The 25,828-nt window shown below is 41.5% G+C and carries 22 protein-coding genes and 1 tRNA gene; 13 read left to right on the top strand and 10 right to left on the bottom strand.

The window, feature by feature from the left end; translation table 11 throughout:
• Positions 1-2: 2 nt before the first annotated feature.
• The 13 genes from ABIL39_02550 to ABIL39_02490 all read left to right on the top strand — a co-directional run bounded on the left by ABIL39_02550 (position 3) and on the right by ABIL39_02490 (position 15,006).
• Positions 3-84, top strand: a tRNA-Leu gene (locus tag ABIL39_02550).
• Between the two features lie 67 nt (positions 85-151).
• Positions 152-2,059: an FG-GAP-like repeat-containing protein gene (locus tag ABIL39_02545; protein MEO0165000.1), complete on the top strand. Its 1,908-nt coding sequence runs from the start codon at positions 152-154 to the stop codon at positions 2,057-2,059.
• 321 nt (positions 2,060-2,380) lie between these two features.
• A complete protein-coding gene (locus ABIL39_02540) occupies positions 2,381-2,971 on the top strand; it encodes a TetR/AcrR family transcriptional regulator (GenBank protein MEO0164999.1) in 591 nt (196 codons plus the stop codon).
• Positions 2,968-3,555: a hypothetical protein gene (locus ABIL39_02535; protein ID MEO0164998.1), complete on the top strand. Its 588-nt coding sequence runs from the start codon at positions 2,968-2,970 to the stop codon at positions 3,553-3,555. Before ABIL39_02540 ends, ABIL39_02535 begins: the two co-directional genes overlap by 4 nt.
• Positions 3,556-3,628: 73 nt before the next feature.
• On the top strand, positions 3,629-4,894 hold the full coding sequence (locus tag ABIL39_02530; protein MEO0164997.1) for a TolC family protein: 1,266 nt from the start codon (positions 3,629-3,631) through the stop codon (positions 4,892-4,894).
• A complete protein-coding gene (locus ABIL39_02525) occupies positions 4,887-5,099 on the top strand; it encodes a hypothetical protein (protein ID MEO0164996.1) in 213 nt (70 codons plus the stop codon). The genes ABIL39_02530 and ABIL39_02525 overlap by 8 nt, the downstream gene beginning before the upstream one ends.
• Positions 5,100-5,114: 15 nt before the next feature.
• A complete protein-coding gene (locus ABIL39_02520; protein MEO0164995.1) occupies positions 5,115-5,639 on the top strand; it encodes an endonuclease domain-containing protein in 525 nt (174 codons plus the stop codon).
• Positions 5,640-5,661: 22 nt separating this feature from the next.
• Positions 5,662-6,543: an efflux RND transporter periplasmic adaptor subunit gene (locus ABIL39_02515; GenBank protein ID MEO0164994.1), complete on the top strand. Its 882-nt coding sequence runs from the start codon at positions 5,662-5,664 to the stop codon at positions 6,541-6,543.
• The gene (locus tag ABIL39_02510; GenBank protein ID MEO0164993.1) at positions 6,540-9,608 is read left to right on the top strand and encodes an efflux RND transporter permease subunit; all 3,069 of its coding nucleotides are present in this window, start codon (positions 6,540-6,542) and stop codon (positions 9,606-9,608) included. Before ABIL39_02515 ends, ABIL39_02510 begins: the two co-directional genes overlap by 4 nt.
• 1 nt (position 9,609) lies before the next feature.
• Positions 9,610-10,479, top strand: a complete 870-nt coding sequence (locus tag ABIL39_02505; GenBank protein ID MEO0164992.1) for an efflux RND transporter periplasmic adaptor subunit — start codon at positions 9,610-9,612, stop codon at positions 10,477-10,479.
• A 1-nt stretch (position 10,480) separates the two neighbouring features.
• Entirely contained in the window at positions 10,481-13,558 is a 3,078-nt protein-coding gene (locus ABIL39_02500) for an efflux RND transporter permease subunit (protein ID MEO0164991.1), read from the top strand.
• Between the two features lie 140 nt (positions 13,559-13,698).
• Entirely contained in the window at positions 13,699-14,073 is a 375-nt protein-coding gene (locus ABIL39_02495) for a methionine-R-sulfoxide reductase (GenBank protein ID MEO0164990.1), read from the top strand.
• A 522-nt stretch (positions 14,074-14,595) separates the two neighbouring features.
• The gene (locus ABIL39_02490; GenBank protein MEO0164989.1) at positions 14,596-15,006 is read left to right on the top strand and encodes a hypothetical protein; all 411 of its coding nucleotides are present in this window, start codon (positions 14,596-14,598) and stop codon (positions 15,004-15,006) included.
• Positions 15,007-15,538: 532 nt separating this feature from the next.
• Here the strand turns inward: ABIL39_02490 and ABIL39_02485 are convergent.
• The 10 genes from ABIL39_02485 to ABIL39_02440 form a co-directional block, all read right to left on the bottom strand.
• Positions 15,539-16,366: an Omp28-related outer membrane protein gene (locus ABIL39_02485; protein ID MEO0164988.1), complete on the bottom strand. Its 828-nt coding sequence runs from the start codon at positions 16,364-16,366 to the stop codon at positions 15,539-15,541.
• Positions 16,367-16,587: 221 nt separating this feature from the next.
• Positions 16,588-17,550 (bottom strand): YCF48-related protein, encoded by a 963-nt coding sequence (locus ABIL39_02480; GenBank protein MEO0164987.1) that lies wholly within the window; start codon positions 17,548-17,550, stop codon positions 16,588-16,590.
• A gap of 84 nt (positions 17,551-17,634) precedes the next feature.
• The gene (locus ABIL39_02475) at positions 17,635-18,876 is read right to left on the bottom strand and encodes a YCF48-related protein (GenBank protein MEO0164986.1); all 1,242 of its coding nucleotides are present in this window, start codon (positions 18,874-18,876) and stop codon (positions 17,635-17,637) included.
• 80 nt (positions 18,877-18,956) lie between these two features.
• A complete protein-coding gene (locus ABIL39_02470; protein MEO0164985.1) occupies positions 18,957-20,288 on the bottom strand; it encodes a T9SS type A sorting domain-containing protein in 1,332 nt (443 codons plus the stop codon).
• Between the two features lie 12 nt (positions 20,289-20,300).
• On the bottom strand, positions 20,301-20,864 hold the full coding sequence (locus tag ABIL39_02465) for a hypothetical protein (GenBank protein MEO0164984.1): 564 nt from the start codon (positions 20,862-20,864) through the stop codon (positions 20,301-20,303).
• A 58-nt stretch (positions 20,865-20,922) separates the two neighbouring features.
• The gene (locus ABIL39_02460) at positions 20,923-21,690 is read right to left on the bottom strand and encodes a T9SS type A sorting domain-containing protein (GenBank protein ID MEO0164983.1); all 768 of its coding nucleotides are present in this window, start codon (positions 21,688-21,690) and stop codon (positions 20,923-20,925) included.
• Positions 21,691-22,116: 426 nt separating this feature from the next.
• Positions 22,117-23,235: a glycosyltransferase family 1 protein gene (locus ABIL39_02455; GenBank protein MEO0164982.1), complete on the bottom strand. Its 1,119-nt coding sequence runs from the start codon at positions 23,233-23,235 to the stop codon at positions 22,117-22,119.
• Positions 23,236-23,237: 2 nt separating this feature from the next.
• A complete protein-coding gene (locus ABIL39_02450; GenBank protein ID MEO0164981.1) occupies positions 23,238-24,173 on the bottom strand; it encodes a glycosyltransferase family 2 protein in 936 nt (311 codons plus the stop codon).
• Positions 24,151-25,356 carry a glycosyltransferase gene (locus ABIL39_02445; protein ID MEO0164980.1) on the bottom strand — a complete coding sequence of 402 codons (1,206 nt, stop codon included), beginning with the start codon at positions 25,354-25,356 and terminating at the stop codon, positions 24,151-24,153. Before ABIL39_02445 ends, ABIL39_02450 begins: the two co-directional genes overlap by 23 nt.
• A 175-nt stretch (positions 25,357-25,531) precedes the next feature.
• Positions 25,532-25,828: hypothetical protein (locus ABIL39_02440; protein MEO0164979.1), on the bottom strand; the 297-nt coding region annotated here is incomplete at its 5' end.

Here is a 25,828-nt window from a genome sequence, read left to right as displayed (position 1 = left end):
GTGCCGGGGTGGTGGAACTGGCAGACACATACGTTTGAGGGGCGTAGGCCTTCGGGCGTGGGGGTTCAAATCCCCCCTCCGGCATTTCATCCCTCAAAAATCTTTCCCCTTTGAAGGGGGAGGATTAAAAAGGGGTAGAAAGGAGAAGATTATGTTATTCTTAATCGGTGTTTTGTTATTAGGAAATGTTGGGAATATTGTCTGCACAGATCTTGATGGCAGAACATACCCGGTCGGAAATTTTGAGGGAAACTGGATACAAACATTCACCCCACCCCAGCAGATGCCAAACTGGCCAAAGTCAATCAGTGTCAATCCATATTATGCACCAAGCGGTGTGAATCTTGCCGATATTAACAACGACGGCGATTTAGAGATTATCGTCGGCTCCACGAATAATCAAGTCTATATCTGGGATTATCAGGGAAATTTAATGCCGGGCTGGCCAGTAACAGTCGGCGGAATGGTTCAGGCAAAGGTTGCAGTAGGTGATATTGATAATAATGGAGATATGGAGATAGTGATTGCGGCACGGAATGGTTATGTCTATATTTATAACCATGATGGAACGAGTTATCCTAACTGGCCCCAGAATGCGAATGGAGTTCTCGGTTTTATCGCACCCGTCCTTTTCGACCTTGACCGTGATGGCGATTTAGAGATTATAATGGCGCAGATGCAGTCAGGACAGCCAGGTCATGTCTATGTCTGGCATCACAATGGCACGGTCTATCCGGGCTGGCCCCAGAATACCGACTATCTTGCCGTTGCTTCGGTTGCGGTTGCAGATATAGATAATGATAATCTCTTTGAAATCGTCTGTCTATCTTATCGCTCAGTATATGTATGGGACCAGAATGGGAATACTGAACCGGGCTGGCCCAAGCTCAATGTTGCAGGTGGCATGAGTTATGCCCAGCCCGTGATTGCTGATTTAGATAATGATGGTGACCAGGAGATTTTACATTCCTATTATACCAATAGTGTCAACTATGTAAATATCTATCACCACGATGGCACAAATTTCACAAACTGGCCCCAGACATTTCCCGGACCCCAGACTTATACAATGCCTGTGGTCGGTGATATTAATGGGGATGGAGATTTAGAGATATTTGGCGGTGGTCATATCATCGGTGCACCAAATCTCCTGGCAAGGCATCATAATGGAACTCAGGTCAGTGGCTGGCCCGTGAATTGTGATATGCTTGAATGTTCACCAATCGTATTTGATGTTGATAATGACAACCTGCGTGAAGTCTTGGTTGCAGATAATACAAATCCTGGACATTTCTATGCCTATGAGGGAAATGGTTCTTTAGTTACTGATTGGCCCATTCCAACAACCTCAGCCGCGATTGTTAACAGTCCTTCTGTCGGTGATGTTGACCTTGATGGTGATATTGAAATTGCCCTGTTAACAAGCGATGGCACGGTCAATCTCTGGACGATTTCGGGTGTTCCATATTGTGGCTATTATACTGACTGGGGAACTTATTATCATGACCAGTGGAATACCGGATGGTTCCATCCCAAACCACCCCAGAATTTAAATGCAACCGCCGCGGTTGACCATATCAATCTTGTGTGGAATAAGAACCGCGAGCCGGATATTGCTGGATATAATATCTATCGTAGTCAGACATCGGGCGGACCTTATACAAAAATAAATACGGCACTCATAACCGATACTACATATAATGATTACAATGTCTCGCCAGGGATTACCTATTATTACTGTGCCACTGCCCAGATAAGGGCGTTTGCGGAATCGCGCCTGAGCAATGAGACCTCTGCCCAGCTGGGAATTGCGGAAATGAAAGCAGATTTTAATGCGGGAATTGAATTAAAACCGAATCCGTTTAAAAAAGAATTATTGATAAAGGGAAAAGGCATTACCGGAGTCAGGATATTTGATATTTCAGGTCGGCTCAGGGAATCGTTTGATGGTAAAGATAATATTATCTGGCACGCAGATGGCTTACAACCGGGCATATATCTCATAGAAATAAGACAAAAAGATTTAAAGAAGATAGAAAAAGTTATAAAAATACAATAGTTGATTAAAAACTCCATCCAAGGTCTGCCTTACGATTATTTTATATAAAAAACTCATTTAATAATCCTCATTATCCCCCTTTACAAAAGGGGGAAAGAGGGGGATTGAAAGTGTGATTTAATACACATCTGTTAAAAGTATTTAAAACAGCAAAAATAAGTGCATAAAATAATATTTAGCATGAAGACTAAAATTTCAAGAAAAAATGTTGAGAGGACTCTGTAAATCGGCCTGTTGACATATTCTAATTTTTAGATATAATGACTGACTGGTCAGTCATTATAAACTTTTTTATCTTAAAAGGAGTCTAAATTAGTTATTATGAAGAAAGATATGCGTGAGAAGATTATGAAATCAGCGATGGCAATCTTTGCCCGAAAGGGATTTTTTAAAACCACGGTTGATGATATTGCCCGGGCCGCGGGGGTCGCAAAGGGGACAGTTTATTTATATTTTAAGGATAAAACCGAAATATATATAAATATCATCGAAACCCACCTTAATTCCGCACTGGCAGATTTGCAAAGCGTCGATCGCGAAAATTTGACCAGCAGTGAGAAATTAAAGAAGATTGCCGGAGATTGGCTCCTCCATGCTATTGAATTTCATAAATTTTTTCCGGTTGTGTCCATGGAAAATATAAATCAGGCATTCAGAATAATGAAGGGCGTAAAAAAACGCGTTTTCCCCATCATCAATCAGATTATTTCTTCGGTAGCAGAAATAATTGAAACTGGGATTAAGAATGGTGAATTTCGTAAAATAAACCCCCGCATCGCTGCTATCAGTTTTCTTAATATCATGCGGGCACCGCTTTTATTAAGTATCTTTACTTCTGAGCAAATAGAGGTAAGTGAAGAAATTCTCAGTCTATTTTTTGAAGGTCTACAAAACCGAAAGGAGTCAAGATGAACATACTATTAATCTTGTTCATTGCCGGGCGATTCAATCCCCGCTTGGATGCAAGACAGGTCTTTATTGGACCTAATTATTCAAATTATCTCCTCTACCAGGATACCTTAAAAGAACCAAAAAGCAAATACCAATGGAGTATCCAGATAGGTGTGGCGAACATTATTCCTAAACTTGGGATTGAGTTCAGTGGTGCGATCATCCGCTATGATGCTCCACCTGAACAGGGACCTTTTGCATACAAATACACACCTTTGACATTAACCATAACCTACAATCTTTTGCCTTTCTTAAAGAGTGGCTTGTTCCAGATGCATTTAAAGACTGGCTTTGGCTGGTATCTGTGGCAGGGATTGTTTAACGACCAGGTTATTACACTACCGACCGGCGATAAAATGGATGAAAAAGACCTTGGTTTTACAGGAGGTCTTGAATTCCAGATTAAGCCATTGGATAATCTCGCATTATTTTCCCATCTGCAATATCATTATCTCACGAGCGCTAACATTTATAAATATGGCTTTTTTGATAAAGACGAAAAATTCTTTGTCAACGGCTTCGGCTTAAAATTCTTTCTACCATGATAGAAGTTGATGTTAAAAAGTTTGGAAGTTTGAAAATTGAAATTTGTTTGGGATTTAATTGTAAGGGGGTCTTATGCTACAATTTGTTCTTCTAACTCTTTTGACTGCCCAGGATACGGTCAACTTTTCATTAAACGAGGCAGTTGAATTTGCCTATAACAACAATGCAGAAATAAAACAACTCACCATTGATTTAAATAAATCTGCAGCCGACATCGGCATTGCCCGCTCGGCATTCTATCCGACAATCTCGGCAACCGGTTATTATGCCTATTTGAGCAACCTGCCCGTCTTTCAGATGGATTCCCTTGCAATTCCAATGGGGCAACATGAAAATTATAATTTCCAGGTCTCGCTCCAGCAGGTATTATTTGCCTGGGGTAAGATATATGATGCCTATCGGATTGCGGGAATCAATCGTGATATTGCAGAATTGAAATTGATAAGAAAAAAACAGGAGGTGCGTTGTTCGGTCGTTAAATCATACTACGGATTACTGGTTCTGGAGAAGATGGTGGAATTGACCAGAGAGAGTATGGAACAGTTAAAAAGGCATGAGGAGGCAGTGCGCAAGCGCTATGAGGCAGGACTTGTTTCACAATTTGACCTGCTCCGCTCCCAGGTCCAGGTTGCTAATCTCAAGCCGAAGCTGATTGAGGCTGAAAATGGTTTACGCCTTGCGCGTGAAGGTTTTAAAATGCTTCTGGGGTTGCCGCAGGATAAGGAATTCAACTTAATAGATACCCTTGAGATAACCGAATCTGATTACGACCTTGAGGTCCTCAAACAGGAGGCATTGAATAATCGTGCAGAATTGAAGAATCTGGATAAAGTTGAGAAATTGACCCAAATTGCAAAGACGCTCAAGGCCCGTTCAAACCTGCCCACGCTCGTTGCGGGTGTTAGTTATGACCGCAAAAAACCATTCAGTTTTGGCGGCAATGACTGGGGTTCAAACCTTACATTTAATGTTGGATTCCAGTGGCCCATCTTCAGTGGCTATAAAAATCTCTATGAATATAACAAATCAACCTTACAGATGAAGGAAGTGGAACTTGCCTATGAAAATCTAACAAAGGGAATTATCCTTGAGGTGAAGCAGGCATATTTCAATCTGATTGCGGCAAAGGAGGCGATTGCTGCGGCGAAAGAGAATATAAATCAGGCAGAGCAGGCACTCAATATGATGGAAACAAGGTACAAAAACGGACTTGCTACAAACCTTGAATATCTTGATTCACAACTCGCAACGATGCAGGCAAAGATAAATTATCTAAATGCCCTGAAGGATTATTTGAGTGCCCGTGCCGATTTGCTAAAGGCAGTGGGGTATGAGTAGAATCGCTTTTAATGCCCTCCCCCTTGATGGCAAATTTTCTTCTCTTTTCCTCCCCCTTGAGGGGGTTCTCCTTCGCTTTTCCTCCCCCTTGAGGGGGATTCTCCTTCTCTTTTCCTCCCCCTTGAGGGGGATTCTCCTTCTCTTTTCCTCCCCCTTGAGGGGGATTCTCCTTCTCTTTTCCTCCCCCTTGAGGGGGGAGGATTAAGGTGGGGGTGAAAGAATGAAACTAACCCCACGAAACAAAATAATATTAAAACGCCTAAGAGGCAATATGACCTTAGCAGAAAAGAGATTATGGTATAAGATACGAGATAAACAATTAGGTGTAAAATTTCGAAGACAGCAGATGATAGGACGCTATATTGTGGATTTTGTCTGTTTTGAGAAAAAATTGATTATTGAGGTTGATGGCAGTGGGCATTTTGAGAGCAAGATTGATAAAATAAGGGATAGGTGGCTTCGGTCACAAGGATACAGGGTATTAAGATTTTGGAATAACGATGTATTAAGAAATATCGATGGGGTGATGGAAGTGATAATCAGTGAATTGTCACCCTCCCCTTTATCCCCTCCCCTCAAGGGAGGGGAAGTTTCAGTAAGTCGAAGGCCCTTCAAAAAAGAGGAAATTGAAGAAGGCGAAAGCCTTCTCAAGTTTGGAGAATCGGAAAATGGAGGTAATATAGAAAAATGCAATTCTTGCGAATTATTAATAACAATATGTTTAGGAATCTTCGTACATCTATAATAAAATTTAAGGAGGTATTATTATGAAGAGATATTTAATAGCAATTATCATCATTATTGTAATCGGCGCGGTTCTAAGATTGACCCTTGTCAAAAGGCAGACAGGTGCAAAGATGGAAAAGGTGCCGCCAACGGTAGAAGTAATTTCCGTTAAAAAGTCCGATGTCCGGAAGACCTGCACCATCATCGGCACCCTTGTTGCGGATAAAACAGTCCAGATCTTTCCAGAGACAATGGGACGGGTGACAAAAATATTTGTCAAAGAAGGCTCCTATGTCCAGAAGGGAGAGAAAATAATTGGTATGCGCAATGAAACCGTGGGTTTTGATTTTGAAGAGGCGTCTGTCACCACTCCAATCAGTGGCACAATCGCCAAGATCTTAGTAGATGTTGGTTCGACTGTCGCACCCCAAATGCCAGTGGCGATGGTCGTTGATTTATCCCGAATAAAGGTGAGTTTCAATGTCCCGGAAATAGATGCCCAGTGTTTCCGTGTGAATATGCCGATAATTATAAATGTTGATGCAGTCTCAGAGAAGGTGTTTAACGGCTATATAAGCGAGATCAGTCCCATCATCGACCCGCTGACCAAGACCGTGGCGGTGAAAGGAATTATCCAGAACCCGGTCGCAGATCTAAAACCCGGGATGACCGCAAGGGTATCAATCAAGATGAGTGAGAAAAAAGGCGCGGTTGCAATTTCCAAGGATGCACTCATCGATAATTCAGTCTTTGTAGTAAATAAAGACAGCATCGCCGAAAGAAGACCGATAAAAATCGGGCTTGTTGGTGATGAACTTGTAGAAGTCATTGAAGGGCTTAATGAAAATGAACTTGTGATTGTTCTTGGTCAGCAGCGCCTTGCGGGTGGTGAAAAGGTCATTCCGATTGTGAGGGAAAGATGAAGATCACCGAAGTTTCTGTAAAAAGACCCCTAACAATTTCAATGGTCTTTTTGGGGTTGCTGGTCTTCGGCATAATATCGATAACCAAATTACCCGTTGACCTGTTCCCCAATATCACCCTCCCAATGATGGTTGTGATGACGACCTATCAGGGTGCGGGACCGCAGGAGGTTGAGACCCAGATCACCCAGCCTTTTGAGAAGATTCTTGGTACGCTCAACAATATTGAAAAGATTACCTCAACCTCTTCGGAGAACTCTTCAATGATTATGCTACAATTTACTTGGGGAACCGACCTTGATGCTGCGGCAAATGATGTGCGTGATAGACTTGGTTTGATATTACCGTATCTGCCCCAGGATGCCCAGCAACCGATGATATTTAAATTTGATGTATCACAACAGCCCGTGGTACTTTACAGCATCAAAGGGGATATTGATCCGCTGGAACTTGACCGGATTGGTGATGATATTGCGGATAGACTCCAAAGGGTCGGTGGGGTTGCTGCTTCCTTTGTTGAAAGTGGAGTTCTGACCGAGGTCCAGATTCAATTTGATTATGAGAAACTCATCAGTCTGGGGATCAGCCCGGAACAGGTGATGAATATCCTGCGTGCCCAGAATATAAATTTTCCTTTGGGCAAGGTGGAATCCGGTACAAAGGTATATACCCTGCGGGTGATTGGTGAGTATAAAAATATTGATGAAATCCGAAAGACCGTGATCGGCAACAAGAACGGAATTCCGATTTTACTGGAACAGGTTGCAGATGTGAAACTTGGTCCATCTGAGAGAACTTCAATCACCCGGACGAATCGGGTCAATTCAATATATGGTTTTATTCAGAAGAGAACGAATGCCAATACCGTAAAGGTCTGTAATGATGTGGTAAAAGAGATTGAAAACATTAAGAAGGAATTACCCTCGGGTGTCAGTATTGATGTATTTTTCAATCAGGCAGATTTTATAAATCGTTCTATTCGTAGCACTGCGGATACACTGATAATCGGTGCGATACTTGCGGTTTTAATTCTCTTTTTGTTCCTCGGAAATCTGAGGGCAGCCCTCATAATTGGTATCACACTTCCTATTACAGTATTCTTTGCGGTCTTTATGATGTTTATCTTCAATATGACGATCAATATGGTCTCGCTCGGTGGTCTGACGATTGCGATCGGCATGGTCGTCGACTGTGCAATCGTTGTGTTTGAGGCAATCTATCGGCACCGACAGGAAAAGGGTGAAGAACCTGATCTGGCATCGGTTCTGGGCACACAGGAAGTTGGTATGGCAATCACCGCCTCAACCTTGACCACGATCGCGGTTTTCTTACCATTGCTTCTGGTGCGGGGATTTGCGTCAATATTTTTCAGTCAGATCGCCTGGACTGTGACCTTTGCCCTTGCCTCGTCATTGCTTGTGGCAGTAACGATTGTGCCGATGTTGATGGCAAAGTTGATACATATTAAAACAGAACTCAGTGGTATTGAAAGAACAGTCCAGAAATTTTACAAGAGGATAGAAGATTTCTATCTAAGAATAATCCGTTGGGCATTGAATCATCGCAAGAGGATAATCTTTGGTACCGGTGGGCTCTTTGTATTGAGTTTAGGTCTTTTATTCTTTATCGGCGCTGAACTCACACCATCCCCGGACCGGGGGCAGATCCAGATTGAAGCCGAGATGCCTGTAGGCACAAATCTTGCAACTACTGATTCAGCAATAATCAAATTAGAAGAGATACTGCTGAAAGAAATACCGGAGATGAAAAATGTTTTTATCACGATTGGCTCAGGCACCGGTCTTTCCGCGCTCTTTGGTGGCGGAGCAGGTCCAAATGCGGCAACAATCTGGATCGGGCTTGTAGATAGAGAAAAGCGCAACCGTTCGGTAAAAGATATTCAGAAAGCGCTCCGGCCTAAATTGAATTCCATCCCCGGTCTTGTCGTCCGCTTCACCTCCCAGGAGTCTTTCTTATTTGGCACTGGCAAACCGATTGAAATAAAGATAATCGGCTATGACCTTGATAAGGCAAAAAGAATCAATGACGAGTTGATTGAAAAATTAAGAAAAGTAAAAGGTCTTGTTGATATTGAATCGGATTTGAGTGAGGGTAAGCCTGAGATTCAGTTCATCGTTGATAGATACAAGGCAATGCAATTTGGTCTTACCCCTTATCAGATTGGTCTTGCCTTGAGGAGTCAGATTGAAGGGATGGTTGCGACCCAGTATCGTATTGAGGGAAGGGAATATGATATAAGGATTACGCTCAAAAAGGGATATAAAGATACACCGGAGAAGATTAAGGCACTGAATATTGCAACACCGGTCGGGGTTGTGCCTTTGAGAAACTTTCTCATTGATACGGTTACCGTCGGACCGGAGAAGATTGAGCATGAAAACACATTCCGGGTGGTCAAAATCACCGGCAATGTAGAAGGCAGGGATCAGAATAGTGTAGCACGTGATGTGCAAAAGATATTAAAAGAATACCCTCTGCCTCCGGGATTTAAATTTGAAATGGGTGGTGGATTTAGAGAGATGCAGACAACATTCAGGGATATCGGTTTTGTAATCCTTATTGCGATATTCCTTGTCTATATTATAATGGTCGGGCAGTTTGAATCTTTCCGGGAGCCATTTATTATTATGTTCACAGTCCCCCTGGCAATCATCGGTGTATTATGGATGCTTTTCTTCACCAATACGACCGTCAATATGCAGAGTTTAATGGGCTTGTTATTGCTTGCCGGTGTTGTGGTAAACAATGCCATTGTCTATGTGGATTATACAAATCAATTGCGGCGAAAACATGGGATGCCTCTTGTTGATGCATTGATTGAGGCAGGCAGGGTGCGTCTCAGACCGATTCTGATGACGGCACTTACTACAATCTTCGGTTTAATTCCGATGGCACTCGGTATTGGTGCGGGGAGTGAAATTCGTGCACCAATGGCACGTTCGGTTATTGGCGGCTTGCTCTTTGCCACATTCTTGACTCTGGTCTTCATTCCCACGATCTATCTGGTGATTGAAAAAAGAACAAAGAGTGAAAAAGGGGTGTAGTATGAGAAGAACATTAATCATTTTAGTAATGCTATTATTTCTCTTCCCTTTTTGTAAGGGAAAAGAGAAAAAGGTTACTGAAGTGGTAGTTTCTGTTAAAACCGCAGTGGTAAAAGATACAACAATACCTGTGGTCGTTGATGTGGTAGGTAAGATAATGCCGAAAAATGCCGTGAGCGTCTTTGCTCAAATTTCAGGTAAGGTAGAAAAGATTCTTGTCCGTGAAGGTGATACAGTATTTTTAAATCAGACATTGGCAACTGTTATCCAGGAAGTGCCTGGTAGTGAGTTTAAGCCATATTCTGTAAAATCGCCAATAAGAGGTATTGTATTGAAGTCTTTAATTGATATTGGCAAGACGATAAATCCCCAGACGCCATTGTTTGAAGTCGGCGATATCGGTTGTCTTAATTTCAAGGGGCAGGTATTCGGTGAAGAGCGTTTTTCAGTAAAACCAAAACAGAGGATTGCGATTACTGATGGAAAAAAAGATACGGTTGCCGTGGTTCAAATAAACCTTGTTGCCCCCCAGGTTGACCCGGCCACCGGTGGTGTCACAATAGAAAGTCAGGTCTGTCGTCTTGCCACTCCCAAAAACAATTTGCTTATCGGTCAGACCCTGAATGGGCATATCATTGTCGCAACACGCACTGGTATGGTGATTCCTCGAAAAGCGGTTGTAAACTTAAGCGAAAAAGGCACGGGTGTATATAAGTTAGAAGATGATAAGGCAGTCTTTACACCAATCCAGATAATATCCCGTTCTGAGGAATACTATTTAGTCAGTGGTTTAAAAGAAAATGAAATAATCATCAGTGAAGGTGCAGACCGAATAACTGATGGGCAAAAAGTCAATGTAATTAAGGAATGATATGAATGTGATTCGCTTTTTTATCCAGAGGTATGTGGGAACCCTTTTAATAACCGGGGTCTTAATAATTATTGGTTTTATCAGTTTCTTTTCCCTGCCGGTTTCCTATTATCCAGAATTTTCGGTTCCAGCCGCAATAATCATTACTGCCTATCCTGGTGCGAGTCCAGAAGTTGTTGAGAATGAACTGACCAAACCAATTGAAGAAGCGATTTCAACTATCTCCGGCATTGAGCAGATCAACTCCACGAGCCGAGAAGGTTTTTCACAGATCATTGTAAATTATGCGTTCGGTGTGAATATAGAAAAAAAACAGCGTGAACTCCAGGAAAAGATTGACCTCATAAAAGGACAATTGCCCAGGAATGCCACAACTCCTTCAATCACGACGATAAGTAACATTCTTCCACCACCGGTTGAACTTTCTATTACATCTGAAACCAGGGACCTTGCCGATTTGAAAAGATTTGTAGAAAAAAGGATTGCGCCGGCAATTGCTCGTCTGCCCGGTGTCGCAAATGCCAAGGTCACCGGCGGAATAGATGAAGTGATTCGTGTTGAAATTGACCCACTCCGTTTATACGAAACCGGTATCGGCTTAAATCAGATTGCCCTCGCCTTAAGCAGTGGTAACATTGATTTTCCAATCGGTGAAATAAAGAGTGGTCAGCATGTATTTTCATTACGTCTGAAAGGAAGTTATCAATCCATAGAAGATATCAAGAATGAATACATCACGGTTGCCGGCGGCAGGACGATCAGGATTGGTGATATTGCAAAGGTTTATAGTATTGAAAAATTGCAGACGCGTTTTGCTCGTTTGAATCTAAATAATGCGGTAGGAATCCTGGTGCGCAAACCGAGCAATGGCAATTCAGTCCAGGTTGCGCAGGGAGTGAAAAAATGGCTCAAAGAAAATAAAGATAAATTGCCTTCGGATATAAAGATTCAGGTCATCAAAGACGAATCCAATGTAATTCTTAATGCCCTTAAAGATGTGGTCATTTCGGGCATTTTAGGTGCATTGCTGGCATCGCTCGTGATACTTTTATTTTTAGGCAGGATTAGAAACACCCTCGTCATTGTGATATCAATCCCGATTACTATCATAATCACCTTTATCTTTATGAAGGTCTTCAATCTTTCGCTCAATACGATCTCTATTGGTGGATTATCCCTTGCTACTGGTTTGATTGTAGATGCCTCAATCGTGGTGATGGAGAATATCTTCCGGCATTTGCGGGATAAAGATTTTTCCGGTTCAAAATTAGAAATGGTTGTGGAATCAACACGGGAAGTAGGTCTGGCAATAAGCGCCGGTGTCATTACGACGATAGTCGTATTTTTACCCCTTGCTTTTACCCAGGGATTTGCCAAGGTTTTGCTCGGCGAACTTGCCCTGACCGTTGTATTCTCATTGAGCATTTCAATCATCATTGCAGTAACAATTGTCCCGATATTGAGTTATTTCTTATTGAAACCCGAACCGCCAAAATTTCAGTTTAACCGCTGGTTTTTGAATCTGGAAACGATGATGAGAAATGGATATAAAAATCTTCTGGAAAAGGTTTTAAGACACCGTTTGATTACGGTTTTCATATTTGTCTTTTTACTGGTCATTGGCTTTATTCTTGCCAGTTTTGTGAAGACCGGTCTGATTGCCGCCACTGATGAAGGTGAGTTTCAGATCGTCCTTGAATATCCCCGTGGAACTTCATTAGAACATTGTAACAATGAAGTAATGAAATTAGAGAAGGCATTGTTGAATTTGAATGGTGTAGCAAAGGTCTCTTCCATCGTTGGAGAAGACCCATTCTTCGGTACGCCCCAACCGTATAGTGCTACAATAAATGTCTATACCGAAAAGAAAAGGCCGGTGCGTGAAGTTATGGCGGATGCCAAAAAAATTCTTGAATCATTTACCGAACCAACATTTGTTGTGCGGGTGATTGATGCTACGGTCGGCGTGAGGCGCGAGGATATTGATATAAATATCTTCGGTGATAACCTTGATACCCTGCGTGAACTTGGTAGCCGTCTTGCTTCTGCATTGCGAAGCGAGAAAAACTTTTTATATATAAAGAGTAATCTGGCTCGGGGTTTGCCCGCATTCGTATTTATTCCGGACCGAATGAGACTTTCTGCTACAGGGATTTCAGCATTTGCCCTTGCCCAGACATTGCGGATTGCCAAATCCGGTGAGGTCGTTACCACCTATCGCAAGGATGATAAGGATATTGATGTGGAACTTGTTATTGCTAATGCGGAAAAATTCACCCTCCGTGACATTGCCAACCTGCCGGTTGCGACACCCCTGGCAGGGGTTGTGCCGCTCAAAAGTCTGGGCGTGCTTCAGGAAGGTGAATCACCATCCGAGATTGTGCGGATAAATCAAAGACGTTCGGTAAACATTACCGGTAGTTTTGCACCGGGCACGAATGCCCGTGAGAATCGTAAAATTGTTGAATGGATAATAAATGAATTCAAACTGCCTGATGGATACAATATTGAACAGCGAGGGGCAAATCGGGCGATTGCCGAGAGTTTCAAGACACTTGGTATTGCCCTTATCATTGCAATAATTCTGGTGTATATGGTGATGGGTGTCCAATTCAATAGCCTGACCTTGCCCTTTGTAATAATCCTCTCTGTGCCATTTTCCATAACCGGATTTTTTGCTGGACTCGTGCTCACGGGCAATGAATTAAATCTGTCTTCTTTCTTATCGGCAATCATTCTTTCTGGAATCGTAACGGATAATGCGATACTCTTGCTTGATTATGTTGTATCACGAAGAGAAAAGAATGTAGAAAGAAACAAGGCGATAATTGAGGCAGGTGAAAAGCGATTCCGTCCAGTGATGATGACCTCATTGACCACAATCTTCGGCTCTCTGTTCCTTGCCTTAAATATCGGTGGTGGTGGCGAATCATTAAAGGCACTGGCAAGTGCATTCATTGGCGGTATGACCTTCAGTATCTTTGTATCACTCATTCTCATTCCGGTTGTTTACACAATAATTGATGATATCCTGTGTCGTGTCTCTAAGACCTGTATGCCTGAAAGAGTGAAGGATTGAATAAATTATATCCAGCTTCCCTTTCTCCTCCCCCTGATGGCAGACCCCTTTTCTTTTTCCTCCCCCTTGAGGGAGGAGGACTAAGGTAGGGGTGAAAGAAGAAAAATTTTCTTATATTTAATTTGTCATAATGAAATAACATGGACAACACAAATAAAAAATTCCGAAAACTCACCAGAGCCGAAGAATGGGTAATCATTCATAAAGGGACAGAGCCGCCATTCAGCGGTGAATACAATGATTTTTTTCAAAAGGGCACTTATCATTGCAAAAGATGTAATGCACCGCTTTATCGCTCTGAGGCAAAATTCAAATCCGGGTGCGGCTGGCCCAGTTTTGATGAAGAGATAAAGGGTGCGGTGAAAAGAGTTCCAGACCCTGATGGTATCAGGATTGAGATACAGTGTGCAAACTGCGGTGCCCATTTAGGCCATGTCTTTGAAGGCGAAGGCTTCACCGAAAAGAATGTCCGCCATTGTGTAAACTCAATTTCTCTGATTTTCGTGCCGGATTAAAATTAGGTAATTTTACAATGTAGGGCAAACCTTTAGGTTTGCGTTTCTCTTTTGGCTCCTCTAATGTATACCTCCCCAGGAATGGCTATTGTGATCATAGACACTTTTTGGATATAGTATATCACATTTTAATTATCTGGATAAGATATTCTATTTTTATTAAACAACCCGATTTCTAAACTGAGTTCTCTCCATATTTTTATATCTTATGAAGGAACGATAAAACCCATGGGCAAGATTTGAAAGGGTCATCAATAATTTAGCGTTGGGATTTTTGTAGGGCAAGGCTTTAGCCTTGCTTAAATAAAAAAGCCAACCTGAAGTCCTTGGGTGGTAACCGGTAAAATGGTAGGCGCAGGCTTTAGCCTGCGGATAAATCTTTTTACATCCCAGAATATCTCGCACCCTGAAGGGCGCGGCTACCCCTAATAATCCAGCGCATAAAAATAATTTGACAAAAAGTAGAGAAGGCTCAGACCCTTTCCACCTTGACTTTTTATTAAATTATATATACAATTTTGTATGTTAATTCTTATAATTATTTTACTTTGGTTGCTACTATGTCTTGTTGTTGCTAATGCATGGAAAAATGTGGGTCTTTCGTATTCAAAAGGCTTTTGGAACAGCGTCCTCTTTAGTCCCATAGTTGGAATATTATTAGGCATATTATTTGTTTGTGGTCGCCAAACGATTGCGGGTGATATAAACACTCCTGAAAAGAAAGTCAAAGAAAAAGAAGATTTACCTCAACAGACTTCAAATATAAAATTTTGCCCATACTGTGGTACAAAAACCAATAAAAAAATCTGCAATATGTGCAACAAGGACTTGAGCAATGTGGAGAAGAAATCAGATTTTACTTGTAGTAATTGTAAAAAAGATGTTCCAGGAGATGCGATATATTGCTGGAATTGTGGCGAAAAATTAGAATGAGAGAAGTTTATGAATATAGCCTCTGAAAAATTGTATTTGCGAATAAGACCTATTTTCAAATAGACGAGTGTTGTGAGAATACGACAAACTTCGTGAATTTAACATTCTAATTTGCCATATCACCAAAAATGTAGAAAACTTGTTACACTATCATAGATGGATCGGCAAGGACTCGAGGACGAAAGGAGATAGAAAATGAAAAATAAGAAACAATCAAAAGCAGTTAGAAAGGCTTGGGAAAAACACAACCAAAAATGGCACATAGCAGAAAAAATTTGAGGATATTAAAAGAAGAAGCCTCCTAAAAGCGGGCTTAGAACTCTTACGAAAATGGGTTTTAAAGTCAGAGGATATCAGCAATTTGTTTAGATTTTACAATTTAGCCTGAACAGGAGACTCTTAATTCAATGATAAAATTTTTCAATGCCTCTACAGATAAAATAACCCCGCTTCGTAGGTGGGTAGAATACAGCAGAGAGGCGCGGTTAGCACCACGCCTCTCTGGTCTTGGGTTTAAAGTTTTTCCTGGGATTTACCTTACCACGATCTTGCCGTTTGCCTTCAAGTCCGGACCGAGGAGCTGGTAGAAGTAAACACCCGGTTTTACCCGATGGTTATTATTGTCAAAAAGATTCCATTCGACAGTCTGAATACCACCCTGACCGATTCCTTCAAATCGCTGAATCTCGCGACCCAAGGCGTCATATAGCAAAAGTTTCCATTTACCATCTTTACTAACATTAAACTGGAATGTTGTACCATTGACGCAAGGATTGGGAATGGAGGAAATTGTTGATATTCCAGTTGCCTTATTCGTTTCTTCAACTCCTGTCAAGTCCGTTACTTTGATAAATGCTGCCTGATACACTTCGCGTGTGGAATTATTCTGTATCCAGGTTACAATGTTGCAGCGATTGACATTCCAGCCTGATTGGATTGTGAAATTTTGCGAGACTGTTACTGAATCACCCGCTGGAATTGTCACTTGTTGGCCGATTTGGTTTGGGACATAATCGCGTGCAACATGATTATGCCACTGGTCACCGTATGGAGTAACATAATAGAGGCTATCTTCAGTAATAACAAAATAGACATAGGCAGTAACTGAGGCAGTTGAATCATTACGGAATCGGGCATAGATTGTGCCAGAACCAGAGCCATAAGTCCCCCACATTGAGATACGCATCGGTGCAGGTTGATTCATCCGTGTAACAATGTATGATTGCCAGGAGCTATAACTGCTTCCTCTTGGTGTGCCATCAAGGATAAGATTGGGCGTATACCAGTTTGAACTTGGGTAGTATTGCATCCGGGCATATGCTTCAGGACAGTACAGCGGATAACTGCTGGAAAGATGCATCTCAATCGCAGCAATGCGCGTGGAATATTGAACACAGATATTGTCCAGCGTACTGCTGGCTGCAGGACAGGATGGTCAGCCCTCTTGATAGAACTCTTCACACAAAACCACCCGCTGGGCAGAAAAACCGAGCAGTGAAATGCCCAGCAGTAATAATAAGTATTTTGACATAAAACCCCCTTTCACTAAAATTTTACTTATTTTTTAGCTTATGTCAAGAACTAATTATTTCCTTTAAGTAGAATTACTTTCTCAATTTTAGTGAACTCACCAGAATCAAGTTGCACAAAGTAGATACCCGCAGGCACCTTGCGACCCATCTTATCGTCACCCGACCAGGCGATACTGGATTCATGATTCAGGATACAGGATTCAAGATTAAATGACTTAACAACGCGACCCGAAATATCATAGATCCTCAAAGAAATTTCGGATTTCGGATTGCGGATTGCGGATTTGTTTGGAATTCGGGATTTGGTGCTTGGGATTTGGAATTTAACTACGCAGTAGTTCCTGAATGGATTCGGTGTGATCTGCAAGGAGATACTCTTCCCAATCTCCTCAAATTCTTCCGCGCCAACTTGTATATTCCATCGATACATTCCTGTGCCATTTGTCCCGCAGAACAACCAGTTATTTGGGTAAATTCCTAAAGAAGTTGTATTTGTATTTAATAGCCCAGTATTCATCAATGTCCAGCCACCACCGCCAGTAGTGCTCTTGTAGATACCATTACTCGTTGCGGCATATATTTCATTTTCATTTGAAGGATTTATCAAGACTGCCTGGACATTTGCTGATAGACCGGTACTTGTCCAGCTTGCACCAGCATTCGTTGATTTGTAAACACCAGAAGAAGTCCCTGCATAAACGGTGTTTGCCTTGGTTGAGCCAATTTTTATATCATAAACTGTCCCACTTAGTCCTGTATTGGAGAGAGTCCAGGTAATACCGCCGTTGGTAGTCTTGAAGAGATAACCATTATAGCCACCGGCATAAACAACATTGGAATTACTCCGGTCTATAGCAAGTGCATAGCACATACAATAATCAGTTGTTAGCGTATCCCTTTCCCAGGTTGTGCCACCATCAGTAGATTTTGAGACTACCATTACATAAGTTGAACCGTTGTATATGTATCCGCCGGTATAAAGGACTGAGCTATTATTCGGATCGATTGCCATTGCACCACCATCGACATAAAATGCATCTAACGCATTTGACCAGACGGACCCGCCGTCTGTGCTCTTGTAGAGCTCGGCGTTCCCTCAACCACTTCCTTCTAAGGCATATATGATATTAGGATTGTTATAAGCAACCGCAAATTCGCAAATATTGCCACAACCAACCGGCGTAGGTAATTGAATCCAGTCGCTTCCCGAATTCGTGGTTTTGAATACACCAACTTCAGCAAAGGAAGTATAGATTGTTGAAGGTGAAGAAGGCGCGTTGGCAAAAGAGAGGATTGAACCCATATTCAAATTGTTATTGATACTTACCCAGGAAGACCCGCCGGTTGTTGTCTTAAACATACCTTTGTTATTTCCAGCATATACATTAGAAGCATTCTGTGCACTTGCGGCAAGGCCATAGAAGGAAGTTCCACTCAAACCTGAACTTACCGATGTCCAGGACACTCCGGCATTTGTCGTTTTGTAAACCTCACCATAACAACCAGAGTAAGCGATATCAGGTGATGCTATGCTCGTTGCCATACTGTAGTTGTAGTAATTGCTGGAAACCTTTGTCCAGGAATTTCCGCCATCAGTAGAACGCATAATACCTTTTAAATAAGTACCAGCATAGACTATGTTAGAATTCGTTGGATGAACAGCCATAGAGTAAATATAATAAGCGTTCTGAAATACTGTATCAGTAGACACATCTATCCAGTTAGTGCCTCCATTTGTGGATTTGTAAATTCTGGGTATGTAAGATGTGGTATAAGAATAGCCACCAACATAAATCGTATTGGGATTCGTACGGTCAATTGCGAGACAATATCCATAGTTTGAAGAGCCTGAGGTGTCGATTACTGTGGTTGTCCAGTTTACACCTGAATCCGTGCTTTTGAAGAATGCAAGCCCCCATTTTGTTCCAGTATAGCTCATACCCGAGGCGCAAATAGTTGTAGGTGCTGTTGGATGGACCGCTATGCCATAGATATATTTATTGCTCATAGTAGTTGATAACCAATTGACACCACCATCAGTTGAACGATATATTACATGTCCGCTTCCCGCATATAGTTTGTTATCATTCGTTGGGTCGATTGCCATACAATAAGCCTGATTTGGAATTACACCCATTGTGGTCCAGGTTGAACCACCATTAGTGGATTTTGCAACTACAGTGGGATTGGCATAAGATGCGGCATAGACAATATTGTCATTGGTTTGTGATACAACCACCGAGCGGACATAGCCACCATAAGGACCTATTGCCTGCCACTGGGCAAATGATGCAGTGGCGACAATTAAAACAATCCAGATAAGTTTCTTACTGCCCATAAAACCCCCTTTTTAGACTCAAGTCCCATTATAAAAGATTTTCAGGAAGGGAGCATAAATACTCCCTTCCTGATTTCTAACTATTCTATCTTTATTACCTTCTCAATATATTTTTGACCATCCGTTTCCAACCGCACGAAATAAATACCTGCGGGCACCTTGCGGCCGATTTCATCGTCACCAGACCACACGATTTTATTAAATTGGTAACTGGTTAAATGGTTAAATGATTTTATCAACCGTCCTGTTGCATCAAAAATCTTGAGTGAAATTTCGGATTTCGGATTTCGAATTTCGAATTTAACCACGCAGTTATTCTGGAATGGATTCGGTATTACCTGGAAAGATATCTTTTGGAGCCCTTCTTGCTTATTCTCTTCAACAGGCACCTGGAATATTCCGAAGAAATGGAGGATGGAATCGAGCAATGCCCTTCGGGTTGAAACCCCACTTCCATCAACCAGAGAACCAAGTTCAAAAGAAGCCCCGACAGTTCGGTATGTCCCGGCATCACGCGCTACCGCACAATCATAACCTTGGTCGACATCTCTAAAGATCAAAAATGCTCCGGTACCACTGGGGCTGATATGGTCCATATAGGAATTCTCACCACCATAACCGAAGTACATCTGATTGGTGAAAGTTCCTGGTTGCCCTTGAATTGGACCTAAATCGTCCGTACCATCTTCAGTTGCGTTTATGCCAAATAATGGACAGAAGTTATATCCGCCCGTTAATGGGTCATAATACCAAACATCTCCACCTTCAAGATAGAGTCTGCCACCGCTATTGACATAGTTGACGAGTGCTGTTGCCTCAGGGCTTGATGCACCGATAATATAATTATTAGGATAGATACCCACACAGACCAGAATTGCGCGATAGAAGCTGAGTTCAGTAGTCGGGAGGGTAGTTGAATATAAGCCAGCGTAGCCAAGGGATGTTAATAAATTGTGGATTGTCTGTCCGGAACCGGGGGTTGGATCTGGATTCCAGACCAGATAATCATATGTGCCAACCACCAAGTTGAAGAAAAATGTATCAACAAAAGAACCTTGAGTTGCTATCAAACGAAATTGAGCAATATGGCCTTGAGGTGTCGAGGGACTCACTTGCACAACATAAGGATCCGAAATATTCTCCTTGGTGCTATCAATAAGTATTGTTCCAAAATAACCCGAGTTATCCGTAACAGTGATATAAGGACTGCTCGTGGAGAGTGTAGAATTCAGATTGGTAAAATTAGCACCGCCAATATTTTTTAATAATGCAGTGATATTTGCGATTTCACCTGGATCTAACCGGCCATTGTTATTGCCACCCGAGTCGTAAACTTTTGCTTTGATGAAGGTGAGATAAAGCTGGGTTCCGTTATAATTTAGTTTGATGTCGTCGGCGAAGACCTTCGCCAATTGTGAAGCCCCTCAACAAGTGTGGGCAGTTGTATCATAGAGCGCAATTTCTACCTTTTTCACATTTGCTGGATTGACGCCGGGAAGATTTCCAAGTTCAGTCTGGAGATTGAATGAATAATTATGCCAGAGTGAATCGCTAACTGTTATTAGATGGATTGTTGAAGTGTTTTGCCAGGGACAAGGTGCTGTGAACTGGCAAATTCTGGTTTCTCCAAGAAGTGCGCCCGTGGCATTACGGTAAACTATTCTTATTGCTGCGGCAGCGTAAGTCAGAGTATCTGCATTATTATCATATGCATATAACTTTGCCTTTGTAGAAAAAGTAAATTCACTCGGTGTCGTAATATCAATAGTCTGAGAAAGTGTTGCAAACCCATTGCCTGAGCCTTTTTCCACCCGCACTTCATAATCCGGGTCCGGTTCATAGGTTATTGCACGGTCAATGTAGATATATGAGCCGCTCTGGGTTGAAGTCCAACCGGTGTTAAGCGCTTCTTCAAAATCACCATTAACCAACCAATTACCAGCGCTAACCAAACCTATCATTAAAAAAATGGGAATCAACATTTTCATAATATCCCCTTTGCTCATAATCAATTTTCCAATAGAGTCTTTCGTATTTAACCTTCTTCTACTCAATTACACATTTACCAGAAAAAATTATTTTTTTATCTACAAAACGGTAAAAATAAACACCGGGTTTAACTTTATACCCTTGGTTGTTTTTTAAATTCCATTTAACCGATTTGGCATTACCTGAAATATTCTTTATCTCCCTTCCGGTACAGTCATATATTGAAATTTTGTAGTCGGTTGGATATGGAAAATAGAAGTGCAGGGCATCGGTGCGCGGACAGGGGTTGGGGAAAACCTGTAGACTTAATTTTTCACACTTCTTGCCTGGATTTTCTTCAATACCGAGTTCAAGTAGATTAACTATCGCACCCTGCCAGATTTCTTTTGTGGAATCCGGTAACATCACATCGTTTTGAATCCAGGTTTTGATCTTACAATGCGATTTATTCCAGTTGGGATGGGTGGTAAAAGGCATGGTTACCGTTATTGAATCGCCAGGGGGAATTGAAACAAGCACGCCATTATGGTCCGGAATATAATCCCTGGGCACATTACTATGCCATAATGCTCCATTGGGTGCTGGATAAAATAGGCTATCTTCAGTTATGACAAAAATCACCCGGCCATTGATTGTTGCGGTTGAATCATTCTTAAATGTCGCATAAATAGTTCCAGAATTACTTCCGGGCGAATATTCACCATCGAGATAAATTGTAACCGGTGCTGGTTGGCTCAAGCGATTAATAATCACAGATTCCCATTGAGAATAATCCATTCCTCCATGTTGATTCCCATCATACCAGAGCCAAGGATGCATATACATGCCGTAAAATGGGGGCAAATAATAGCGGATTCTATTGTATGCTTCTTGAAGGAAGAATGAATCAGCTGGGTTATCATGGACATCAATAGCGGCAATCCGACCTGGATAGTTTAATACTATCTGCGCAAGCGTACCGCTTGCCGCCGCACAGGAACTTCAGGTCTCGTCACCGATCATCTCTGCCACCACGACCCGAGGGGCGGCATAAATTAGATTTAATAATGTTCCCCAAAATATCATCAGGGCTATTGCCTTTTTAAATTTCAACTTAACCTCCTTTTTTAGTGAGAAATTATATCCATCTATCTACATTTGTCAAGTCAAAAAAACACCCTCTTCTTCTAATTTCAAGAAAAATTTCCACACTTTTAAGTATATCACCAAAACACCAAAAAGGTTTCAAGAAAGTATCTTATTTTTTTCCGATTAGCCTTCCGGAGTGTTAAATATGGCAACGAGCGACTGGACAATTTCATACGGATTAAACTTTTTTGCCCGGGCAATTCCTTTCTTGCTCAGCAGGGCATGAAAATCCTTGTCTTCCAACAGCCGGATTATATCATCTGCGAATCCTTCATAATCGTCAGGGGCACGCATAATTCCTCCTTCACCGATTACTTCTGGCAATGAGGCAGCATTGGAAGCCAGAACCGGAACCCCAGATTGCATCGCCTCCAGCGGAGGTAACCCAAAACCTTCGTAAAAAGAAGGAAACAAAAATACTTTTGCCATATTGTATAGGTAAGGCAGGTACTCATCACCCACATGATTACGATATATCACATTTTCGCGCGCAGCTATCTGCTCAATGATTTGTTTGAAACCAAATCCCGGTCGACCCACTAACAATGTTTTTATATTGAAATTTCTTGCTTTTATTATATCCGCAATCCTTAGAATTCCCGAAATGTTCTTTCGGTTTTCAATTATCCCAACATAAAGAATGAACTCCTCGGGGATGGCTAACACCGTGGCTAAATACCCTCGCATTTCCTTGCTGATTTTTCGAGGCTTAAAAATTTCCGCCGCAAATTCATAGATCACCGAAATTTTATGGGGAGGCAGATGATAATTTTTCACTAACTCTTTCTTGGAAAATTCCGAAACCGTAATAATGCGTGAACAGGCAGGTAAAACACATTTAAGGAAAAAATCCAGATAATTGCGATAGACAGGCGGTTTAAACGCAGCGGCGGCACGGTGGGCAACATCATGAATGGTGACAATGCTTTTCCAACCATTGCGATGGTAAAAATTAATAGGGGCGAGATGGTTCGGTGAAAAAAGTACTTCAATCTCACACCGTTTTAAATAGTAAGGCAAAATCAGGTTAAGCCAGAAGGGGGCATAAATTTTTGAAGGGAGATATTTTCCGGTGGCGATCGATTTGTAAAATTCTCCTTCGGGAAATGGTTTTCTATAGGAAAATAAGAAATATCTATTTTTATTATCAACGCGCGGCAAATATTTCAAAATCCCCAGCAAATACCGTCCTATCCCGGTGATCCCCTTTTCTAAAACGCTGGCGTCAATGCCGATATTCATTTTTAAAAATACTCAGCCTTCCCAAATTTTTTCTTTAAAAAGTCAAAAAATGCCCTCTGGACAGCCCCCAGATTGTTCAATTCGCCTTTTATTAGCCAAATGATAGACTTCCCAAGGAGGGTCACCATAAGATAAGCCGCGCTGAGGAAAAACATATTGCCCAGAAACTTCCTTGCGAAATATAGCCGATTCCGAGTTGTATAATAAAGAGGCAAAACTGCACTCTTCTTTTTGCTCGTCATATTTACTTTGTGAAATATTCTACTCTCCGGAACATACAATATTTTATAACCATGGTGTACAACCCTGTAGCAAAAATCGCTATCCTCGAGATATAAAAAATAGTTTTCATCAAAAAGACCAACTTTCTTCAACATTTCAGTCCTTATCAACATACAGCAGCCCGAGGCAAAAGTGACGGTCCGCGGCAGAGAAAATTTAGCTTCACCCCTCCCTTCTCCATAAGAAAATCCTGAAGCACGTAATTTACTAATATAGCCTCCCGCACTCCAAATTTTAGCGGGTGCGGAGTAATAATTGATTTTCGGTGTAGCAATGCCAATCTCCGGATCGGCGACCATATGACTGATAAGAATTTCTAAGAATTCCGGGTCTACAACCGTATCATTGTTTAATAAAAGAATAAATGGAGAATCGTTTTTCAACGCCGTTGCGATGCCTTTGTTAACACCCCCGGCAAAACCTAAGTTGGTTTCATTTCTTATTATTTTTACGCACCGGCCGCATCGCTCCTCCAGCAAGTTCACATCTTCTGGCTGAGAACCATTATCCACAACGATCAAATCAAAGTCCACATAACTACACCTCTGCAAAGATTCAATGCATGTAATGGTATCAAGGGCGCTGTTCCAGTTGACGATCACGATCGAAACCTGCTTAGGATTTTTGGGGTCTTTACAATTTGACTGCCTTGGCATAAACGGCTTCCAGCTTGCTGGTGACTTTCTGCCAAGTATATTCACTCTCTACTAAATTCCGCGCATTTAAACTTAGTTTTTGCCAAAATGATTCGTCCCTGAGCAATTTCACCACGCAATCGGCAAAATCTTCCGGGGTATTGGCAAGCAGGATATCTTTGTTCGGAGTAACCTTTATGGCATTTGTTGCCAGTTTTGTAGCGACTACCGGGGTTCCTACAGCCATCGCTTCAAGAATTTTATTTTGAATACCTGAGCCAGAAAGCATCGGGGCTACAGCCACCGCCGCACTACCGATGTGCTCCGCAATATTTTTGACATATCCAGTGATTAATACATCTTTGTCATGGGTAGTCAAGCGAAGAATAGCCGGTGCAGGATTAACTCCTACAATCTTGAAACGAACTTCGGGAATTAACTTTTTTATTTTTGGATAAATATTATAATAAAAAAATAACACCGCATCGACATTGGGAAAATAATTCATATTCCCGGAAAATATTATTGTGTGCGGCTCATGAAATTTCCGGGGATAATAAGGAAAACGATCCAAATCCACACCATTGGGGATCACCTCCAGCCAATCATCATTTAAGGACAGAATTTTACTGTCAAAGGGCGAGGTAATTATTGCCTTTGCAAAACAGTATTTTAGCCGGTTTTCATATTTCTTAGTCTTGTACCATTCGTAAAAAAAGAAGATTTTTAACCAGTAGTCTTCCCGTAACAAGCGTTTATACATATTCAGGGATAAAGCATCGACAAAGTCTAAAATGACCGGAATACCAAGTTGCGATTTGAATGAGAACACATAAGGCGCCATTCGGATGAGCTGGATGTGAATGATATCAAAATGGTTTGTGGAAAGAACATCGGCTATTTTGGTTCTCATATCCTCCGATTGGTAATATGCACATTGCAGCGGTAAACAGCTAAAAATGCTTTTGATAATATTCTTGATTGCCTCTATTTTTCTATGTTTTATGATGATTACCTTTTCACACATCTGTTTCAATACTTCAAAACTTTCTTCTTCTACCGGGTCTTCCGAAAAGGTTAGCAAAGTCAACTTATGATACTTTGAAAGTTCTCGGATCTGATAAAAAGCCCGGAGAGAATCACCCTTGATTGGAGGGTGGGGAATCCGAGGGCAGACAAATAAAATTTTGAAGGATTTAACCACAATAGATTATATCTGAAAATTCTCGTTCTTCAAGATTTTGTTTTGAACCTAAAAATCATTAGTTGCGCCACCCTCTTTTCTCCAGTTAATCCAATAAAATTCTACCCGAGCTTCAAAAATAAAGTCCTGCCTCGCTGTCCGAAATTACGCTCTAACGACTGAGTACTCCTCACTTTTAATCTTCGGTTGGGCATAACTTTTTGAAACAAAAAAGCCACGGGTATTTGGATAAATCCAGCTTATCCAATAATTCTAAACCCAATCGGAAACTGCTTAACAATTTCTTTTTCCCATTTTTAACCATAGAAACCAAATCAACAAACTCCTTTATTCCTTCACTAACAGCACCAAAAAGAATCACAAACATATAAGCAACTACAGTCACTAAAATCAATTTCTCCATCTTAACAACACCCTTTAAACCAGCGGCCCTTAACGAAAAATATCTCTCATTCTTGAAATCACGAAAACT

Source organism: candidate division WOR-3 bacterium (assembly GCA_039802205.1).
In the GTDB taxonomy this organism is placed as follows: Bacteria; Hydrothermota; Tepidihabitantia; order SM23-42; family JAOAFX01; genus JAOAFX01.
Note: the sequence above shows the minus strand (reverse complement) of the source record. Positions and strands in the feature narration are given on the sequence as shown.

Coding starts and splice junctions, on each gene's coding strand:
- ABIL39_02490 (MEO0164989.1), top strand. CDS start 14,596: ATGTTAATTCTTATAATTATTTTACTTTGGTTGCTACTATGTCTTGTT.
- ABIL39_02475 (MEO0164986.1), bottom strand. CDS start 18,876: ATGGGCAGTAAGAAACTTATCTGGATTGTTTTAATTGTCGCCACTGCA.
- ABIL39_02515 (MEO0164994.1), top strand. CDS start 5,662: ATGAAGAGATATTTAATAGCAATTATCATCATTATTGTAATCGGCGCG.
- ABIL39_02480 (MEO0164987.1), bottom strand. CDS start 17,550: ATGGCAATCGATCCGAATAATAGCTCAGTCCTTTATACCGGCGGATAC.
- ABIL39_02525 (MEO0164996.1), top strand. CDS start 4,887: ATGAGTAGAATCGCTTTTAATGCCCTCCCCCTTGATGGCAAATTTTCT.
- ABIL39_02460 (MEO0164983.1), bottom strand. CDS start 21,690: ATGTATATGCATCCTTGGCTCTGGTATGATGGGAATCAACATGGAGGA.
- ABIL39_02455 (MEO0164982.1), bottom strand. CDS start 23,235: ATGAATATCGGCATTGACGCCAGCGTTTTAGAAAAGGGGATCACCGGG.
- ABIL39_02545 (MEO0165000.1), top strand. CDS start 152: ATGTTATTCTTAATCGGTGTTTTGTTATTAGGAAATGTTGGGAATATT.
- ABIL39_02465 (MEO0164984.1), bottom strand. CDS start 20,864: ATGAAAATGTTGATTCCCATTTTTTTAATGATAGGTTTGGTTAGCGCT.
- ABIL39_02500 (MEO0164991.1), top strand. CDS start 10,481: ATGAATGTGATTCGCTTTTTTATCCAGAGGTATGTGGGAACCCTTTTA.
- ABIL39_02450 (MEO0164981.1), bottom strand. CDS start 24,173: ATGCCAAGGCAGTCAAATTGTAAAGACCCCAAAAATCCTAAGCAGGTT.
- ABIL39_02495 (MEO0164990.1), top strand. CDS start 13,699: ATGGACAACACAAATAAAAAATTCCGAAAACTCACCAGAGCCGAAGAA.
- ABIL39_02530 (MEO0164997.1), top strand. CDS start 3,629: ATGCTACAATTTGTTCTTCTAACTCTTTTGACTGCCCAGGATACGGTC.
- ABIL39_02510 (MEO0164993.1), top strand. CDS start 6,540: ATGAAGATCACCGAAGTTTCTGTAAAAAGACCCCTAACAATTTCAATG.
- ABIL39_02535 (MEO0164998.1), top strand. CDS start 2,968: ATGAACATACTATTAATCTTGTTCATTGCCGGGCGATTCAATCCCCGC.
- ABIL39_02540 (MEO0164999.1), top strand. CDS start 2,381: ATGAAGAAAGATATGCGTGAGAAGATTATGAAATCAGCGATGGCAATC.
- ABIL39_02505 (MEO0164992.1), top strand. CDS start 9,610: ATGAGAAGAACATTAATCATTTTAGTAATGCTATTATTTCTCTTCCCT.
- ABIL39_02520 (MEO0164995.1), top strand. CDS start 5,115: ATGAAACTAACCCCACGAAACAAAATAATATTAAAACGCCTAAGAGGC.
- ABIL39_02485 (MEO0164988.1), bottom strand. CDS start 16,366: ATGCATCTTTCCAGCAGTTATCCGCTGTACTGTCCTGAAGCATATGCC.